We start from the raw sequence: 19870 nt of genomic DNA on the forward strand, positions 1-19870 counted from the left end.
TGGAATGAAAATGTTCTTATACCCAAAGATACCATCTCCCTTCCAATTATTATATGAGCAGAATCATAGAGCTTTGATAAAACTGAACAAATAGAAATGGCCTCCTAGTGGAGGCCTAAAAAACACAAATGATGAAAAAAATCTATTTGGAAAAATCCAAACAGAATATCTTAGAATCATTCAATGCAATTGTTATTACTACATTCCTTTTAGCAGAAAAATATAATACAACATAAAACAGAGAAGGAATACTTTCTATAAGAATCAAATCCTGAAGATGAAATAAATTTATATAATTACAGCAACTCGTTAGTTTTTGTTCAATATAAACAAAATAAAAAATGCAAATAATTATTTAATGATTAAAAAAAACTCATCTTCGTAAAGGGTAAATTTAGTTAAATATTTTTTTGCTCACAATACCTACTCCTCCCAAATGATTGGAATATACACTGTAATATATCCATCAGAATCTACCTGTGCGTCTGAAACCGTAGCAACTACCGTTCCATAACCTACCCAGCCACCTTGTCCCTGCATAGCAGAAAAAGTATAAGTTCCTGCCGGAAGACCGTCATAATATTGTGGTACCGACTGAAATCCACCACTGTAATAGGTATCATACACTTCTCCAGTAACCATGTTTTCAGCAAGAAAACTTCCTACATCATAATTTCCGGAAAGAATTTTTGCTCCATTTTTTGAAAGAAGACCATAACGGATCTTATAAGTCTGAGTCTGTGGTGTGGTATCAGCTATTTCTGAACGCTTTTTGCTATTCTCTACTATTTCGTTAGGAGAAAAGGATGTTACAACAGCCAGCAGTCCGATACATGCTGATACTGTAAAAATTGATTTTTTCATATTAAAAAGTAATTTGGTACTCAAAAGTAACTAACTTATATGAATTGAGTAACAACTATCAATGAATTAAAATTTACAAATACAAATTCCGGAACAACCTGAAATTCTAATGATAAATTTACTTAAAGAATCAATTTTCCTTTTCTGAAGAATTTTTTAACATAAAATCAAATTTCAATACTAAGCGCATAAAATCCCCATCAATAATACAAAAGTGAGCAGTATTTAAAATTAATTCACTTTTCCGGCATCAATTTTAACACTTATTAACTAAATTTTGGCTTCATAATTGAAAATATAATTACATCAAAGTCGTTTTGGCTTTACCTTATTAAAATTTGAATTATGAGAAAGATAGTATTAGCAGGTTTTTTATCCGTCCTTTTGATGACGGCCTGCAAGAAAGATGACAGAACTGCAGAGAAGTCACTGGAAGTACAGAAACTTGAATTTCAGGCCAGACAACTTGAAATAGAAAAACAAAAGCTCGCTATTGAAAAAGAAAAACTGGTCTATGAAGCTCAGAAAAAAGCAGACAGTATATCTGAAACCAAAAAAGCAAGAGCTGCTGCTGAAAATAATTCAAGACCACAAGTAATTAGAGAAACACGAACAATATATAGAGACAGAAATTCAAATTCCGGTTCATCAGGAAGCAGCAACGGAAGTTATGCCAATAACGGAAGTGGAACTTCACAGGGGACTACTCAGAAAAAAGGATGGAGCAAAGCTGCTAAGGGAACCGTCATTGGTACTGTAGGTGGAGCCGCAGCCGGAGCCCTGATCGCTAAGAAAAACAGAGGACTAGGAGCTGTAATTGGTGGTGTTGTAGGTGGTGCTACAGGATATACCATTGGGAGATCACAAGATAGAAAAGACGGAAGGGTACAACCCCGTTAATAAATATTTTTACAATAAATATAAAGATTGCTTATTTTTAAGCAATCTTTTTTTATGCTATTGATTCTGTTCTCTTCAATTTTCATCATTCCTGTCTTAATGGGTTGGGGAAAAATCATTGAAAATGTATCAGGGATTTTATTTCAGGGAATCTCAGGAAAAATTCTATCCGGAATTCTGGGAATAAGCCTGATATGGACACTTCTTTCTTTTTTTAGTCCTTTAAATATTTATGTAGAAGCAGCTTCGATACTATTGGGATTATTCTTTTTCTTTAAAACCAGGATCTACCAGGAGTTCTATCAGTTTTCAAAGAAAGATTTTATATTATTGAGTGCTGCAACTCTTATTATCATACTCGCGGGTTCTTATTATCCTTATATATTGGATCATTTCGGATATTACATCCCCACTCTTCAATGGCTTAAAGAATATGGACTGGTAAAGGGAATTTCAAATGTAGATCTTACACTGGGGCAAATGTCTGTCTGGCATATTTTTCAGGCTGGGTTTTCCAATTTTTCTGATCCGTTTTTAAGAATCAATGCTGTATTACTGATTATTTACACCATTTATATCATCGAAAGAAAAAACTGGATACACCTTTGTTTCCTGCCGGTCTTATTATTGTTTTCACAGTCTCCAAGCCCGGATCTTCCTGTCATTATTTTTTCATTGATCATCTTAAATGAAATGATAGCAGGAAACAGAAATACAACTCTTCTTTTTGCCTTTTCAGTTTTTGTTTTTGCTATAAAACCTACTATGATATGGCTGCCCATATTAGTATTCTCAAGTTCTGTTTTTATTTTCAAAAACAATTTCAAACCATTGCTTTTAGGAATTCTGATTCTCATCCTTTTTTTTATTAAAAATCTATGGACATTTGGTTTTCCTGTTTTCCCTGTAGCAATAGGTGATCTGGGAGTATCATGGAAACCCAATCCGGAAGTGCTAAAAATCTCATCCCAATTTGCCATCATGAAGACCTATGATATGCAGTATACATATGAAGAAATTCAAAAATTTTCAACAGCAGATCATATTAAAAACTGGTTCTCTCTTGAAGGAATAAAATCAAAAATTAATATTCTTTTTGTCCTGAGCTTAATTATTTTCTCTGTATTTGCCTGGATAAAAAAGAAGAAACTCATCACCCTGATCTGTATTTCTCTGTTGATAAAAAGTATATTGATCCTTGCATTTTCGGCTCAATACAGATTTTTTATAGATGTTTTTTTCGTGGTATTCTTTGTCCTGTTTCATGAATATTTTAATCAGAAGAAATCCATTATTGTTTTTTCAGTTTTAAGCTTATTTTTCATTTCAATCTTATCTTTTCCAGTATTGATTCAAAAATATATTCCGAGCTTCAGAGTGGGAAGCTTTATGACAGGATTTGAAAAAGAGCAGCTTTATAAGCCCTCAACCTACGAATACCATCAGTTTAATACATTTAAAATCGGGAATTTTAAATTTAATGTTTCACACAATTACCCTTACAGTTTTGATACTCCTCTTCCTGCCGTTACCCCATTTTATATTTTTGATGATGTAAAAGCAGGTATTTTCCCTCAACTTTCGGACAAAAATGATCTCAAAAAAGGATTCATCTGGAAAAAAATGACTTCAGAAGAAAAAAAGGAAGCCCAAAAGGTTATCAATAATATCAAAAACACTGATAAATAGAACAAATCCAGAAACTTTATTATCTGAAGAAAAAAAGGTAATTTTGTAATATGTTCAACACATTAGGTAATCTTCTTAGTCTTACAACATTTGGAGAAAGTCACGGAGTGGCTTATGGCGGTATCATCAATAATTTTCCGGCAGGTTTAACGGTAGATCTCGATAAGGTTCAATACGAACTGAACCGAAGAAAACCTGGCCAGTCAGCAATTGTTACTCAAAGAAAAGAAAGTGACACAGTAAAGTTTCTTTCAGGAATCTTTGATGGAAAAACAACAGGTACCCCAATTGGTTTTATCATTGAAAACGAAAATCAGAAATCGAAAGATTATGATCATATCGCAGGGGCCTATCGTCCAAGCCATGCTGATTTCACCTATGATCAGAAATTTGGTTTCAGAGACCATCGTGGCGGCGGAAAATCTTCAGCAAGAGAAACCATGAACTGGGTAGTTGCCGGGGCACTTGCCAAGCAGCTTTTACCAAACATTGAGATCAATGCTTACGTTTCTTCTGTAGGTGATATTTTCTGTGAAAAACCTTATCAGGCATTAGACTTTTCCCAAACAGAAAGCAATGACGTCCGTTGTCCTGATGCTGAAACTGCTGAAAAGATGATTTCAAGAATCAAGGAGATCAAAAAAGAGGGTAATACCATTGGAGGAACTATCACTTGTGTGATTAAAAATGTTCCCGTAGGAATTGGTGAGCCTATTTTCTCAAAACTTCAGGCTGAACTGGCAAAAGCAATGCTGAACATTAATGCCTGCAAAGGTTTTGAATATGGAAGCGGTTTCTGCGGAGCCAAAATGACGGGAAAAGAGCACAATGATGCTTTCAATACAGATTTTACTACAAAATCGAACCTTTCAGGAGGTATCCAGGGTGGAATTTCCAACGGAATGGATATCTATTTCCGTGTAGCATTCAAACCTGTAGCAACTATTCTGAGACCTCAGGACAGTATTGATAAAGACGGAAATCCTGTAATCGTAGAAGGAAAAGGGCGTCACGATCCTTGTGTAGTTCCAAGAGCGGTTCCTGTAGTGGAAAGTCTTGCTGCATTTGTATTGGCGGATCTGTTTTTGATCAACAAAACAAGAAATATCAATAATTTTTAACATAAATATTTTTGGTAATGAAAAATTACTGGGATAAAGGAATTTCTTTTGAGGAATATCTTCAGATTGCAAAAGAAAGATTAGAAAATCCTGCCAACCAACAGGAAGCTGAATATAAACAATATTATGAGCTGGGTCTTCAGAGAATGGACCGAACGGTAAAAAAATACATCCCGGATGAAGATCAGCTGAAAGAACTTGCCACAAAAAACTTTGACGGAAAGATTTTAATCATTTCTGAGGCTTGGTGTGGTGATGCAAGCGCAACAGTTCCTGCATTATTCAGATTTTTTGAAGGGAAGAATGAGGTAAGAATTTTTCTTAGAGACAGCGACAAAAGCTTAATCAATCAATTTTTGACCAATGGCACGGAATCTATTCCTAAGGTACTTATTCTTGATAAAGACCTGAATGTAAAAAATTCATGGGGCCCTCGTCCTAAATATGGATATGAGCTGTTGATGAAATATAAGGCTGATCCTGAAGCGTATCCAAAAGATATGTTCTACAATGATCTGCAGATATATTATGCTAAGAACAGAGGAAAAGATGCTGTTCAGGAAATTTTAGATCTTCTATAAAAAAGAGATATGAAAAAAAGTATCATTTATCTTGTAATTATTGCCATCATTGGTGTTGTTGCGTTTGTACCGGGAATAAGAAATTTTCTAAAGGATACATTTTTCCCTGTTGCAACCATTGAAAATGCTGTACATATCAGTGAAGAAGATTACGATATAGAACTTAAAGGAATCAATGCTCCAAGTACCAACCTTAAAAATTTTAAGGACAAAGGTATTTTCCTGAACTTCTGGGGAACCTGGTGCCCGCCTTGCAGAAAAGAATGGCCTTCTATTCAGAAACTGTATGATACCAGAAAAGATCATGTAGATTTTGTATTGATCGCAATGAATGATAAGGAAGAGGATGTAAGAAAGTTTTTGAAAGAAAATAACTATACCGTTCCTGTATATATTGCTCAAAGCCCAATTTCTGAGAAAATTCTTCCAAAGGTATTTCCCACCACTTTCCTACTGGATAAGCACGGAAGAATCCTTATTAAAGAGGATGCTACAAAAGACTGGAACACAGAGACTGTGCATCAATTCATTGATAATATTATCAAATAATATTTTAACTAAATTTTATAATTTGTTGGTACAGGATTTGTGAAATTTATAGCGTTGAAAAATTTATTAAATCCAAACACAAAATGAAATATTCAAAATTAAATCTTGCAAAAGAAGCCATCAATCATAAGGGCTTTATAAAAAAGATCCCTGATATTTTCAGAATGGTCAAAATGTGGAGAAAAGGAGCCTATCCTATGAGATCCATAGACATCATTCTTCCTTTATTGGGAATTTTATATGTACTCTCTCCTATTGACCTGCTTCCTGAATTTGTTATACCGGTACTTGGAGTCATGGATGATCTGGCAGTGTTGTCACTCACCATTCCTAAACTCATCAAAGAGGTGGATAAATTTTTATTATGGGAAGCCGAACAAAAATACAGAGGCGCTCAAGTGATTGATGCTGAAATCGTAAAATAATAGTTTATTATATTTTTCACACCATCCCGGTCAATCCGGGGTGGTTTTTTATTTACAAATGACTGATAAATTTTTAAGCCTTATTTCAATTGCTTAAATTTGCAATATCTAATAAAAAATAATGGAAAGTAAAAAAGAATTCTTCTTAGAGTGCTACAAACTAGGCATCATCAAATTTGGTAGGTTTACCTTAAAAAGTGGTATTGAAAGTCCTTTTTATGTAGACCTGAGACCTTTGGCTTCAGATCCTAAAATTTTGAAAAATCTTGCTAATTATTTATTGGAAATGCTTCCATTGGATAATTTTGATTTAATCTGTGGAGTTCCCTATGCTGCTCTTCCTATGGCGACTGCAATGTCTCTGGAAAGCTACATTCCATTAATTATTAAAAGAAAAGAGGCTAAAAGCTACGGAACGAAAAAACTGATTGAAGGAATTTATCAGAAAGGACAAAACTGTCTTTTGGTAGAAGATGTAATCACATCAGGTAAATCTTTGTTAGAAACCATTCCTGAAATAGAACAGGAAGACCTTAAAGTTTCTGATATTGTAGTGGTACTGGACAGAGAGCAAGGTGGAAAACAGCTATTGGAAAGCAAAGGATACAGAGTACACACTCTTTTCAATATTTCGGAAGTATGTAATATTCTTCAGGAAACTGGTGAATTGTCAGATGAAGAAGTAAAAAGAATTCAGGACTTTCTTCAGGGGAATCATATTCAGTTTGAAGAGGAAACCAGATCTTCTTATGAGCAGAAACTTCAGACTACACAACATTCAGTTTCAAAAAAATTACTGGAAACAGCTTTAGCAAAAAAATCAAACCTTATTGCTTCTGCAGATGTTACCACTACTCAGGAGTTACTGGAGCTTGCTGAAAAAGTAGGACCTCACATTATTGCTTTAAAAACGCATATTGATATTATTTCTGATTTCGATTACGAAAAAACAATCACTCCTTTAAAAGCCATCGCTACAAAACATCAGTTTTTATTAATGGAGGACAGAAAATTTGCTGACATTGGAAATACGCAGGAACTTCAGTTCACAAGCGGAGTTTTCAAAATTACAAATTGGGCAGATTTCGTAACGTCTCAGGTTATCGGAGGTTTTGAATCATTAGACTGCTTTCATAATGTAGGAGTAGTAGCTATTGTAGGAATGTCTTCTAAAGGAGCTCTGACTTCTGCAAGCTATCGTGAAGAAGCTTTAAAAGTAGCTTTATCTCATCCTAATGTAATTGGTGGTGTATCTCAGAACAAAATTCCGGAAGACCTTTTATTATTCACTCCAGGTGTAAATCTTGCAGATTCCGGAGATGGTAAAGGACAACAGTACAATACACCGGAACATGTTTTCAAAACGCTACATACAGATTTTATCATTGTAGGAAGAGGAATCTACAAATCTGATAATCCTGAAGCATCTGCGATTACTTATAAGACAGAAGGTTGGAACGCGTATATTAATTCTTTGGAAAAAAAAGTAATTCAGGGTTAAAATCCTATAAAGTATATACAAAATAAGTTATATTTGACCTTTATCACGAATATTTGAAAAAGATCAGCATTTGCCTTATTTTGTTCTGGGGAGTCGCACAGGTTTCTGCACAGAAAGACAGTATCTATATTGAAGCTAAACTGTCTCCTGACAAAAAAAATCTTGAGATTAGTCAGGAAATTGTTTACTACAATCATTCTGAAAAAGACCTGCAGACCATAAAACTCCTGAATTGGGTTTCCGCCTACAATAGACGCGGAACTTCTTTAGTCTACAGAAAACTGGAAGACCGAAATACTGATTTGCATTTTGCGAAAAGTGATCAATTGGGTAAACTTCTTGAACTGAATGTTAAGAATTCTGAAAATGAAGTTATTCCTGTTACTACAATCTCAGATGAAAATCTTTTTATTCCTCTGAAAAATGTATTAAAACCTGGCGAAAGCGTTACTTTACAGTTGCAATACAAAATGCAGCTTCCCGATAAAACCTTTACGGGATATGGAACATCCGCTCAGAATACAGTATTAAAATATTTCTTTATTGTTCCGGATCATTTTGATCCGGACAATATTTCCAAAAGAAACTACCACGATATTGAAGAACCGGTAAGTTTCAATACTTTCTGGACCGTAAACTTTGATATCCCTGTAAATAATTTTGTGGAAGGTAATCTCCCACAGGTTCAGATGAACTCATTCAAGGGATACCTGGATTCGGATCCTGAGTTTTTGATTTCGCCAACTGGCTATCCTTCAATAAAAACCAATATTGACGGCGCTGAAACCGAAATTAAGTTCGGTTATAATCTGAAACCAGAAGAAAAACAAAATCTGGAGTTTTATCTTCCTTTACAATTAAAGTTTCTGAAAGAAAGAATCGGAATTCTTCCGAAAAGTATTTTTATTTCAGATAAATTCAGAGCTAAGGAAGACTTTTTCGGAAATAATGACATTACTTTCTGGAAATTCAAATTTCAGTTATTTACCAATGCTGAAAAGACAGATCTGGATTATTTTGGAATCATTACCAAGAAAATTCTTGATGAGAACGTTATTGCTGATAAAGAAAAAGATCATTGGTTTAAAAACGGTTTAAAATCCTATCTGGAAATTCAGTATCTGAAAAAATTCTATGCTGACACCAAACTCTTAGGCACGCTTCCTGAGACCAGAGTATTCGGGATTAAGCCTTTAAAATTCTTCCATGCATCCAAAGTAAAACTTCTGGATCGTTACGGACTTTCCTATCAGTATATCATGCTGCAAAATCTTGATCAGAAAATTGATGAGCACTTCCCTGTTTTAAGTAATTTCAATGACATGGCTGTCAGTAGTTTTGAAACCGGAAGTCTTTTTAATTATTCGGCGGATAAAATGGGGTACGACAGCTTCAATGATATTATAAAAAATTATATCTCTCAGAATACCGGAAAAAAAATTAATCCTGAAGATTTCCTGACTTCCCTTTCTGAGAAAAATAAATCAGCAGCTTATCTCTCAAACTTTTTAAAACAGAAAAACAGGGTTGATTTCAAATTAAAAAACATTAAGAAAGCCAACGATTCCCTAGAGATAAAGATTACAAAAAATACAGATATTTCCATTCCTGTAAAGCTGGAAACCGAGACCAAAGAAGGAGAAAAAAAGGTGTATTGGATAGATACTGAAGAAAATGAGCGCACTACCAATCTGTCACTTCCTGCTTCGGATAACATCTATAAAGTCACATTAAATAGCGGCTACACCTTCCCTGAATCGAATTACAGAGATAACTTTCTATATGCAAAAGGAATATTTTCTAATGCAAAAAAAATTAAACTTAAATTAATAAAAGATATTCCAAATCCGGAATACAACGAAATCTACATCACCCCAAGAGTACGTTTCAACAATACGTATGATAAATTTCTTTTGGGAATTAACTTAAAAAACCAATCTTTATTTGATCAGAAATTTCTGTATTCAGTCACACCAACCTACAGTACCGGAACAGGAAAACTGACCGGTTCGGGAGCTGTTTCCTATTCTATTCTGCCTGCCGAAAGTATTATCCGAAGCTTAACCTTTGGAGTTTCCGGTTCTTATTTCCATTACGATTATGGATTAGCTTACAGAAAGAGTTCAATAGCTTCCTCTATCAACTTCAGAAAAAATCCCAGAAGTACAGTAAGCAGAAGCATTGGAGTTTCCTATAATTATTTTGAAAGAGACCTGAGCCCTAAAATGATTGCCAATAACGACTACAGCAAATACAATCTCTGGAGTATCGGGTATGGTTATAGTGACAGCCAGATGATCCATGAAAAAAGTTTTAGTCTGAGCACGCAGGGAATGGAAGACTTTAATAAAATAACAGCTGAAGGTTTCTACAGATGGGAATTTGCCCCTAAACAAAAGTTGAGTTTACGTTTATTTGCCGGATATTTTTTAAGAAACAACACAAGAAATAATCTTTTCGACTATGGAATTTCCAGAGTTTCCAATTATTCATTCTCTTATAACCTTTTAGGAGAAAGTGCCAGCAGCGGTCTTCTTTCGCAGCAGTTTATATTAGCTGACGGTGGTTTTAAATCTTTTCTTCCGGGAACGGTAAACCAATGGATCACTTCCGCCAATGTAGATTCAAGCGTCTGGAAAATATTCCATGTATATGCTGATGCCGGGGTTTATAAAAACAAGGATCTTCCTGCCAAATTCATATGGGATACCGGAGTTAAAGTAAGAATCATCCCGGATTTCCTGGAAGTTTATTTCCCGATACAGTCTTCTTTAGGTTTTGAACCCTCATTTAAAGATTATGGAAAGCGTATCAGATATACACTGATTCTTAATCTTGGTTCCATTATCAATGCTGCAAGAAGAGGTTGGTATTAATAGTAAAAATTATTGTGGATATCTTTGTGGATTAAATCTCAACGGATAACACCTCTTATAAAATAAAAGAACAGCTTGTGAATATTGGCTGTTCTTTTTTATTAAAAACTAATCTTTTATAATTTTCTGGGAGATCGGAATATTATTAATCGTTCCGGTAACGATATAAGTTCCTTTTGGAAGTTCAGCAATATCAAGAGTTGAGGCTAATTTCGTAGGCGATTTTTTAACAACCTGTCTGAATGTGTCATAGATTTTTACATCTTTCACTTCGGTTCCGAAGACAATTTTACTGTCCTTTATAAAAGGATTCTGTACAAAGCCGGATTTCACACTGCCTTCCAGGGAAAAATCAGCCATATTATCATTACTGCCTACCAATGTTCTTTTTATAGCTGTGGTTGTGGTTGGAGAAGGAGCTGGTCCATCTCCTTTAAACTGATCTGCATTTGCCCCATAGCCTACAAAATCCAGGACGTTAGATGCGGAAGGGCCGGTAACCTGTACTATATTTCCGGCTAAAGCGATCTTTCCCGATACACTGGAAATTCTTAATCCGGAAGATTTGTTGGGTGTTCCATCAAAACTGGTAATAGTAGTGGCAATAAAATCCGGTGTTGGTAAATTTTCAACGCCTCCATCGATGGCTGATTCCTGAATCAAATATGTTTCATCAGGACCCAAAGTGAAATCCGGAAGTGTATGATATTCAGTAAAAGGTCCTATCGCCGGAGCATATTGTATACTTGCCCCAGTCAAAGAAACCAGGTTCGTTCCGATGTTTTTGAGTACAATATAATTATTTTTCAATACGGCACCTGAATCTGCATTCCCGCCATAAATCTCATTGATCACAATCTGAGCATTTGAAAAGGCCATTAATGATACAAGCCCGATAAGAGTAAAGATTTTTTTCATCGTAATAATTTTTAGAAATGGATTTGTAATAAAAATATCAAAAACAATACCACCAAATTAAGAAATAAACAGCATACAAAAACCTAAAAATCAGTAAATAATCATATGAAAAAACAGCCGCTTCAATGAAACGGCTGTTTATATTTTATCTAAAGAGATTAGTCTTTAAGAACTTTTTGAGAAACCGGTTGGTTATTTACTGTACCTGTTACAATATAGTTTCCTTTTGCCAGTTCAGCAATATTTACAGTTCCGTTTTGTTTCACAGAACCTTCTTTCACAAGCTGTCCGAACATGTTGAAAACTTTTACGTCTTTTACATCAGATCCGAAAACAATCTCATTGTTTTTCACAAAAGAATTCTTTACAAAGTTCCCTGATTTTACATTTTTAGTATCAATAGCTGCTAAAGAAGCAGTAGACGAAGTAACAGTTAAAGAAATATCATCTATTCTCCAGTTGGCTGTACCAAGAGATGGAGTTCCTGTACCAGGACTATCACTTCCATAGATTCTTAAGGTAACCGGAGCTGATTCTGCCCCAACTAAATTAGTACCTGAAAAAGTGATGTTATTCATTGCCCATGTACTATTGTTATTTACATTTACACTACCTATTGCAGTAGCGTAGTTATCGATGCTGGAATATACTGTAATCTTTCCAGGTCCTGTAGATGTTCCTCTAGATCCTAAATTTAAAGAATTTAAAGTTACTTTATTGCCAGCAACAGGAGTAACTGTAACACTAAAATAAGTACTTGCAGCGGTAGAAAGAGCCTCTTTAAAAGCAGCAGCACCAAAATTACTAGACCCACTTGCACCTGTATAGCCAGAAGATACTGATGAGGTGGTAATTAAATTTGTAGTACCATTATTATTTCCCTGAGCAGCCGCGAATGCTACACTGGAAATATTAGCATTTGTACCAGAAACAGGATTTACAGAAGTACAATCCCACATGTAAGTTGTTTGTGCAAAAGCAAACGCACTCACTACTACTGTAGCGAAAAGAGAATAAAGTTTTTTCATGATTTACATTTTTTTGTTAATAAATTTCTTTATATCACAAAACTACACTTAACTTGTTGATTGAGGACAATAAATAAATTAAGTTTTTGTTAATTATACTTGACCCCGTAATGTTAACATTTTTTAATTATTTTTACGAATTATTTTTAAAGTTGCGGAATTTTATTATCCTATTCGTTTTATTCTTCTTAGGCATATTTTCAGGAAGTGCTCAGGTATTTTCATGGAAAAATCCCAACATTCCTGAAGACAGCATTAAAAGGGATAGTATTCTCGCTGCACGGCTGGAACAGGACCTCTTTGCAAAAGACACCCTGGATTTCATAAGAACGCACAATAAGATCATTATTGATGAGGCTGTACTGGCAAAAAATGATAAAAAGAGATTCTTAGGAGAGCTTAATTCAAAAGGTTCCATTATCCGTGGGATTACTTTTGGTAACAACCAGGGACAATCTGTACAAAGTTCTATGGATCTCCAGATTTCAGGGCGATTATCAAAAGATGTCACGATTTTAGCCAGTATTTCTGATCATAATCTTCCTATTCAGGCTGATGGTTATACCCAGACTTTAGAGGAATTTGACAAAATCTATATGCAGCTTAACATTAAGGAAAAGTCTATTCTTAGGGCGGGACACCTTGATCTTGTAGAAGCTAAAAATTATTTTGCGAAATATCAGAGAAGGAGTATGGGCCTTCAGTTTCAGACAGAATTTGGGAAGGAAAACAAAACATTGATAGACATTTCTGCCGGTGTTGCACGAAGTGAATTCCATAGAATCCGTTTTCAAGGGGTCGAAGGTAATCAGGGACCTTACCGTCTGACCGGTAAGAACGGCGAACAGTTCATCACACTGATCTCCGGTTCTGAACAGGTTTTCATTGATGGTATCTTAATGAAACGAGGAGAAAACCAGGATTATATTATCAATTACAATACAGGTGAAGTTACCTTTACCAGTTTCCGTCCTATTTTCCAGCAAAACTTCATCACAATCTCTTATAACTACGCCAACAGAAATTATTCAAGGTATTTATTTACCGGAAAACTTGAGCATCAGAGAGAAAAATTCAAAGTAGGGCTAAACTGGTTCATGGAAAATGACAATAAAAATGCACCTCTTTCTTTAAATCTTTCTAAAGAAGATGAACAAATCCTTGCTGAAGCAGGAAATGACCCTAATCTGATGTATGCACCATCAGGAGTTGTTACCGAATATGATGTCAATAAAATTTTATACAAATTAAACTCTGCCGGGAATTTCTACGAATTTTCTACGGATCCTAACTTAACACTTTATCAGGTTTCTTTTACTTATTTCGGAGCTAATCTGGGAGATTATAAAATAGCACAAACAACCAATAACGGACGTGTTTTTGAATATGTAGGACCTAATGCCGGAGATTACAGAGCTGTAAGAAAACTTCCTTCTCCTCAGAAATCACAGGTATATTCCCTGAATTCTGAGTATTTATTGAATGAAGGAAAAATAGGAGCTGACATCTCACTGAGTAATTATGACATCAATTTATTCTCATCAAAAGATTCTGAGCAGAATATGGGCTATGCATGGCGTATTTTCGGAAATAAAAGCTTTACGAAAAACACATGGAAGGGAACTCCTAGTTTTGAATATCAATATATAGACAGACAGTTTCATATTCTTGACCGTATTAATGATGTGGAATTCTCAAGAGATTTTAACCTTACACAGGAGTTTAATAAGAGAACTCAAAACAGGTTTATCTTCAGCTTCCTGAACAAATGGAATAATAAATCTACTTTAAATTACCGCGTCAATTATCTGAATGAACAGGATTCTTACAAAGGGATTAAAAATGACCTTGACTTCGGCTGGCTGACAGGAAAATTCTTTACCAAAGGTAATCTATCTTATCTGAGTACCAATGCTACCCTTCAGGACACTAAATTCATCCGCGGCGGAGTTTCAACAGAGCTTACCGGGAAAAAAGGAAGCTGGGCCATTGGTGGAAGTATGGAACACAATGAAAAAAAATACAATGACACTCAACTTATGGATGTCACAAGTTTCAGCTGGAAAGAAATCTTTTTGCAAAAGAAAATCGGTGACAGTACCAGAACCAAGCTATTGGCAAAAGTATACATGAGAGATAATGACTCTGTGCGTGACAACCGACTTCAGAATATGAATAATATTTTGGGTTTCATGGCCGAAAGTCAGATCATCAAAACGGAAAGAACTACGCTAAATGCTTTAATCCATTACAGAAAATTTTTCTACTCAGGTGCGGAAGGTGATGTTACCCGAAATAATGACTTCGTAGTTGGAAATATTTTATACAATCAACAGCTTTTCAGAAACGGGATGCGTCTTCAGGCCTTCTATGAACTTGGAAACGGACAGGAAGCACAGAGAGAATTCCAATACATTAAAGTAACTGATGGACAGGGTATATATAAATGGACAGATTATAACGGAGACGGGATACAGCAGCTTGACGAATTTGAAATTGCAGAATATTCCGATCTTGCCCAATACATTCGTGTGTATACCAATTCCGTAAGGTATATCCCTTCCAATAAAAATAAATTACAGCTGGCATTATTTGTCAATCCAGCAATTGTTTTCAACTCAGAAAACGGATTTTTAAAGCGTTGGAATTTCAACATTTCATTGAATTCCCAAAACTCATTCTATAAAAAGGATAAAGTTCTTGTGCTGAATCCTTTTGAAAAGAACAGTGATCAGATCCTTAAAAATCAAAATATACTTGCTTCAGTACAATTCAATCCGACTGATAAATCAGGTTGGAACGGTAACTACAGATTCATCACAAATGATAATCTTATCAATGCCAATTTTAGTAATGAAGAGCGTGAACAAACCTCCCATTTCCTGAATATCGGATACTGGTTCAATAAAGAATTCAGAGTAGACTGGGAAAATTCTGTTCATGACATCCAAAACTCGTCACAATTGTTTGCGACAAGGGATTATCGTCTCAATAATTTTGAAACAAAGCCTAAGGCCACTTATAAATTCACCGATGCCATACAGGCTGAGCTGTCCTCTGCTTTCCGTCAAAAGCAAAGACTGGATGGTGAAGAACTTCTTAAAGCTTTTGATGTTACAGGAACTATCCAATGGGAGCGCAGAAAAACATCCATCCGTGGAAACTTCTCATTCATCAGCAACAATTTTACCGGAAACAACTTCAGTATCGTAGGAAATCAGATGCTGGACGGTTTGAAACCGGGAAAAAACCAGGTATGGAGTGTATTTATTCAGCAGGCGATCAACTCATTTATCCAGCTGAACCTTAATTACGAAGGAAGAAACTCCGGGGACCGGACCATTCATATCGGAAGTATGCAGGTAAAGGCAAGCTTCTAAGTTTAACAGTTCCTTTTACAATAAAAAAATCCCCAATGTCACTATTGGGGATTTGTATTGGTTATTAACTAATTTTTATTTTTTAATAATTTTAAGTGACTGTGAGCCTCTTTCGGTATTCACTTTTAAGATATAAATTCCTGCAGGAGCACGTCTCATATCTACGGAACCTTTTTCTGCGTTAACTGTTTCGCTAAGGATTCTTTGTCCTGAAACAGTATATACTTCAACATCTTTGATTCTACTGTCATTATTAATGTAAAGGTAATCCACAACCGGGTTCGGATAGAAATTGACCGTATTCTTTTTCGTCGTTTCATTTACAGCTAATACTGTTGCAGTAAATTCAAAACTTCCGAGATCCGGTGTTACAGCATTTCTTGTATTACCATCAGCATCCAATGTTACTTCAACAACCGGAGTTCCTTTATTATCAAGAGCCGCATTCCCCGTACCGGACACATGGAAGTCTGTTGCTGAGACAAATACCGGCAGAACATTCAAAGAATTTACATTACCTCCAAATCCTGACTGGATATCGGCAAGAGTAGTTTTTGCAGCTCCACCGATATACCCAAGATTGGTTCCTGAAGAATAAAAATTATTATAATTAATGGTAGAAAAAACCGTACTGGCTGCGCCGGCATAAATTGCATATCTATCTCCTGTCTGGGTTTGGGTATTTACAAAAAGATTGTTTCTCACATCTATACCACCTGCACCAGTTACTCCGCTTGTAATGTTTAAAGCAGATGGTCTTCCTGCAACAGTCTGGCTCACATCCATTACAACAGTATTATAATACACTTTATATCCTCCGCCTGCAGCGATGACGATTCCGTTTCCGTTGTCATTTACCCCGCCTGTTGTTGCATACCCATAGCCTGCTACACCGCTTACGGTATTGTTAGCCACTAAAGTATTGGAAGTAAGATTTGTTGTCGCCAGATAGATTCCCTGTGCTCCATATCCGAATGTATTGGTATTTTTGATTCCTGTTATTTTATTATTTGTGATAGTCATTCCATTTGTCAATGTGCCTCCTGCATAAATTCCCGCAAACAGAGTTCCCGTTCCGCTGGAGTTAAAATTGGAAATGGTATTTCCTCTTACAATAATATTAGCTGCTGCAGAGGCACCTGTATTACCGGAAGTAATAGTGATCCCGGCAGCTCCGCCTGTAGAAGTTCCGGTGTAGCCCAGATTGGTAATAGTATTTGAGATAATTGAAGAATTAACGGTTGCTGTTGCAAACCAGATTCCTCTTTTGATTTCTGCATTGGTAGTTTCAAAATTCCCAAGGGTATTGTTACTTACTGTGACTCCATCTGCGCCTTGTACATAAACCCCTCCAAGACGATTAGCATCTGTTCCCGAAGCATTTATATCATTACCGGTAACCAATGTATTCCCTCCGTTACCTGCTGCTGTGGCTGCAAATAAATAGATTCCCATATAGGCTTTCTTCACAGAATTATTCTGAATGGTAACATTATTAAAAAAACCTCCGGTAGGAGTTGTCGCGCCGTCATACATTACCAAAGCTGAAGAATTATTGATACCATTTATAATATTCAGGTTTTTAACCATAATATTAGTATTGGCTGCCGCAGCAGAAGCCGCAATAAATGTAAGTACCTGCGGTGCGGTAAGAGAAGTATTGGTAAGGGTAAGATCTCTGGTAGTTCCTGAAGCAGCATTACTTCCGTCTATGGTAATATTACTGCCTTGTATTCTCACTAAAGGTGCACTGGCAACATCTCCTGAAATAGTAGCCGTAGCTCCTACTGCAGGTTTAATTACAACAGAAGTATAGCTTGTTGCTCCACCGCTGGCATTCAGGCTGGCAGTTGCCGTTTCTGTTGTATTAGCTGTTATACTGATTGCAATTGCTCCCTGATGTGTTCCCGCATTAATAGCGTCAAATGCTCCCTTTAACGTAGTATAGGTTCCTGTAGCTGTACCTGCCGTAGCAGACACATTCACTTGTGAATAAAAATTTGATGCAGCAAAGCCTGCCATCAAGCAAAATAGAAATTTTCTCATATTATTAATTTTTGTTTGTATTAAATATAAAAAATATTTTTCAATAAAACATTAAAAACATTGAAAATCAATCACATAAACCTATTATAAATTTAAAAAAATACTATAAAATCCCCTAAATAAACAGAAATACACAAAACGAGGAATATATTGCAAATAGTAAAATATTGTTTTTTCAGAATTTCGTAAATTTGCACCATGATAAAAATAGGCAACATAGAACTGCCGGAATTTCCACTTTTGCTGGCTCCGATGGAAGACGTAAGTGATCCTCCGTTCAGACGTTTGTGTAAAATGCATGGTGCAGACTTAATGTATTCGGAATTTATTTCTTCTGAAGGGTTGATTCGTGACGCTATCAAAAGCCGTAAAAAGCTTGATATCTTCGATTATGAAAGACCAGTGGGTATACAGATCTTTGGTGGAGACGAAGAAGCTATGGCCATGTCTGCAAGAATTGTTGAAACAGTAAATCCGGATCTGGTAGATATCAATTTTGGATGTCCTGTAAAGAAAGTTGTCTGCAAAGGAGCAGGAGCAGGTGTTTTGAAAGACATTGACCTGATGGTTCGTCTTACAAAGGCTGTTGTAAACTCCACTCATCTCCCTGTAACCGTAAAAACCCGTTTAGGATGGGACAGTACCTGCATTAATATTGATGAGGTAGCAGAACGTCTGCAGGAAACAGGAATCAAAGCTCTTACCATACATGCAAGAACCCGTGCTCAAATGTACAAGGGTGAAGCAGACTGGGAACATATTTCCAGAATCAAACAAAACCCTAATATTGAGATTCCAATCTTTGGAAACGGAGATATTGATTCTGCTGAAAAAGCATTAGAATATAAACAGAAGTACGCATGTGACGGTATTATGATTGGACGTGCTGCTATTGGCTATCCATGGATATTTAATGAAATCAAGCATTTCTTTAAAACAGGAGAGCATTTACCTGCCCCTACAATATCAGACCGGTTACTGGCAGTTCGCCAGCATGCAGAATGGAGTGTTGAATGGAAAGGAGAAAGATTAGGCTTGGTGGAAATGAGACAGCACTACAGTAATTATTTCAGAGGAATACCTCACTTCAAGGACTTCAGAAAAAAATTCCTGGAAGTTTTCACATTGGAAGAAATGAACAGCTTAATCAAAGAAACCCAACAGTTCTACGAAGAATATCAGACACAGGTATAAATATAAAAACCATCAGCAAAACTGATGGTTTTTTATTATTTGAATCTTAGATTAATATCCTTCTGATGGAGATTCATTTTTAATCAACGCTAAAGCTGAGGACGTTCCTATTCTTTTCACTCCCATATTGATCATTTTCTCGGCATCTTCAGGGGTTCTTACACCACCTGCTGCTTTTACAGGAAGTTTCCCTGCGTTGTTGAGCATAATTGTTATTCCTTCAAAGGTTGCTCCATTAGGTTTTCCCTCGGGTGTTTTGTAGAATCCTGTTGAAGATTTAACAAAAATTTTTGACCAGTCATTTTCAGAGAAGTTCTCTTCTGCCCAGGTAGAAATATTTTTGGTAAGATCTGCAATTTGTTCATCTGTCAAAGCAGCAATTTCAATAATCCATTTTGCTATTTTATGATGTTCAAGAGATAATCTTGTACATTTTACAAATTCATCTTTTACCAGCTCTATATTACCCTGTAGATAAGCTGTATAATTAATAACGAAATCCAATTCATCAGCACCGTCTTCTATTGCTTTTGAGGCTTCGGCAAGCTTCTCATCAACAGAATAGGTCCCTTCATGAAAGCCTATTACAGTTCCTACTGCAACATTTGAATTTCTTTCCTGAATATATTTCCTGATCTCAGCTACATAATCCGGGCGAATCATTACAGCAAAAATACCATTCTCAATAGCTTCCTGTGCAAGTTCTTTATCTTTTTGAAGTGTTTCTTCATGGGAAATACCTGATTGTTCCGGTGTTTTCAGGTAGGTTGAATCCAAATATTGGGCTATGTTCATATC

The 19870-nt window shown here is 35.8% G+C and carries 15 protein-coding genes; 10 read left to right on the forward strand and 5 right to left on the reverse strand.

What is annotated here, in order from left to right:
- Positions 1 to 423: 423 nt before the first annotated feature.
- Positions 424 to 864: a hypothetical protein gene (locus KIK00_RS11570; protein WP_255812565.1), complete on the reverse strand. Its 441-nt coding sequence runs from the start codon at positions 862 to 864 to the stop codon at positions 424 to 426.
- Between the two features lie 345 nt (positions 865 to 1209).
- Here KIK00_RS11570 and KIK00_RS11575 point away from each other — a divergent pair, with 345 nt between their 5' ends.
- The 8 genes from KIK00_RS11575 to KIK00_RS11610 all read left to right on the forward strand — a co-directional run bounded on the left by KIK00_RS11575 (position 1210) and on the right by KIK00_RS11610 (position 10506).
- On the forward strand, positions 1210 to 1764 hold the full coding sequence (locus KIK00_RS11575; RefSeq protein ID WP_255812566.1) for a YMGG-like glycine zipper-containing protein: 555 nt from the start codon (positions 1210 to 1212) through the stop codon (positions 1762 to 1764).
- Between the two features lie 54 nt (positions 1765 to 1818).
- Positions 1819 to 3453 carry a hypothetical protein gene (locus KIK00_RS11580; RefSeq protein ID WP_255812567.1) on the forward strand — a complete coding sequence of 545 codons (1635 nt, stop codon included), beginning with the start codon at positions 1819 to 1821 and terminating at the stop codon, positions 3451 to 3453.
- Positions 3454 to 3503: 50 nt separating this feature from the next.
- Positions 3504 to 4574 carry a chorismate synthase gene (aroC, locus tag KIK00_RS11585; RefSeq protein WP_047379028.1) on the forward strand — a complete coding sequence of 357 codons (1071 nt, stop codon included), beginning with the start codon at positions 3504 to 3506 and terminating at the stop codon, positions 4572 to 4574.
- Between the two features lie 17 nt (positions 4575 to 4591).
- Positions 4592 to 5155, forward strand: coding sequence for a thioredoxin family protein (locus KIK00_RS11590; RefSeq protein WP_255812568.1), 564 nt, complete (start codon positions 4592 to 4594; stop codon positions 5153 to 5155).
- A 9-nt stretch (positions 5156 to 5164) separates the two neighbouring features.
- Positions 5165 to 5704 (forward strand): TlpA disulfide reductase family protein, encoded by a 540-nt coding sequence (locus KIK00_RS11595; RefSeq protein WP_255812570.1) that lies wholly within the window; start codon positions 5165 to 5167, stop codon positions 5702 to 5704.
- 83 nt (positions 5705 to 5787) lie between these two features.
- The gene (locus tag KIK00_RS11600) at positions 5788 to 6129 is read left to right on the forward strand and encodes a YkvA family protein (protein ID WP_255812571.1); all 342 of its coding nucleotides are present in this window, start codon (positions 5788 to 5790) and stop codon (positions 6127 to 6129) included.
- A 121-nt stretch (positions 6130 to 6250) separates the two neighbouring features.
- Positions 6251 to 7630, forward strand: coding sequence for an orotidine-5'-phosphate decarboxylase (gene pyrF, locus KIK00_RS11605; RefSeq protein WP_255812572.1), 1380 nt, complete (start codon positions 6251 to 6253; stop codon positions 7628 to 7630).
- A gap of 53 nt (positions 7631 to 7683) precedes the next feature.
- The gene (locus tag KIK00_RS11610) at positions 7684 to 10506 is read left to right on the forward strand and encodes an aminopeptidase (protein ID WP_255812573.1); all 2823 of its coding nucleotides are present in this window, start codon (positions 7684 to 7686) and stop codon (positions 10504 to 10506) included.
- Positions 10507 to 10614: 108 nt separating this feature from the next.
- On the opposite strand, the gene KIK00_RS11615 is transcribed toward KIK00_RS11610, so the two are convergent.
- The gene (locus tag KIK00_RS11615; RefSeq protein ID WP_255812574.1) at positions 10615 to 11424 is read right to left on the reverse strand and encodes a T9SS type A sorting domain-containing protein; all 810 of its coding nucleotides are present in this window, start codon (positions 11422 to 11424) and stop codon (positions 10615 to 10617) included.
- A gap of 158 nt (positions 11425 to 11582) precedes the next feature.
- Positions 11583 to 12452 (reverse strand): T9SS type A sorting domain-containing protein, encoded by an 870-nt coding sequence (locus KIK00_RS11620; RefSeq protein WP_255812575.1) that lies wholly within the window; start codon positions 12450 to 12452, stop codon positions 11583 to 11585.
- Between the two features lie 110 nt (positions 12453 to 12562).
- Between KIK00_RS11620 and KIK00_RS11625 the strand changes: the two genes are divergently transcribed.
- On the forward strand, positions 12563 to 15832 hold the full coding sequence (locus tag KIK00_RS11625) for a hypothetical protein (RefSeq protein WP_255812576.1): 3270 nt from the start codon (positions 12563 to 12565) through the stop codon (positions 15830 to 15832).
- Positions 15833 to 15907: 75 nt separating this feature from the next.
- Here KIK00_RS11625 and KIK00_RS11630 read toward each other — a convergent pair whose 3' ends face one another.
- Positions 15908 to 17878 (reverse strand): T9SS type A sorting domain-containing protein, encoded by a 1971-nt coding sequence (locus KIK00_RS11630; protein ID WP_255812577.1) that lies wholly within the window; start codon positions 17876 to 17878, stop codon positions 15908 to 15910.
- A 198-nt stretch (positions 17879 to 18076) separates the two neighbouring features.
- On the opposite strand from KIK00_RS11630, the gene dusB reads away from it, so the two are divergent.
- The gene (dusB, locus tag KIK00_RS11635) at positions 18077 to 19072 is read left to right on the forward strand and encodes a tRNA dihydrouridine synthase DusB (RefSeq protein WP_255812578.1); all 996 of its coding nucleotides are present in this window, start codon (positions 18077 to 18079) and stop codon (positions 19070 to 19072) included.
- 51 nt (positions 19073 to 19123) lie between these two features.
- Here dusB and deoC read toward each other — a convergent pair whose 3' ends face one another.
- A complete protein-coding gene (gene deoC, locus KIK00_RS11640; protein WP_255812579.1) occupies positions 19124 to 19867 on the reverse strand; it encodes a deoxyribose-phosphate aldolase in 744 nt (247 codons plus the stop codon).
- Between the last annotated feature and the right edge of the window lie 3 nt (positions 19868 to 19870).

Origin of the sequence: Chryseobacterium sp. MA9 (assembly GCF_024399315.1) — a bacterium.
Classification (GTDB): Bacteria; Bacteroidota; Bacteroidia; order Flavobacteriales; family Weeksellaceae; genus Chryseobacterium.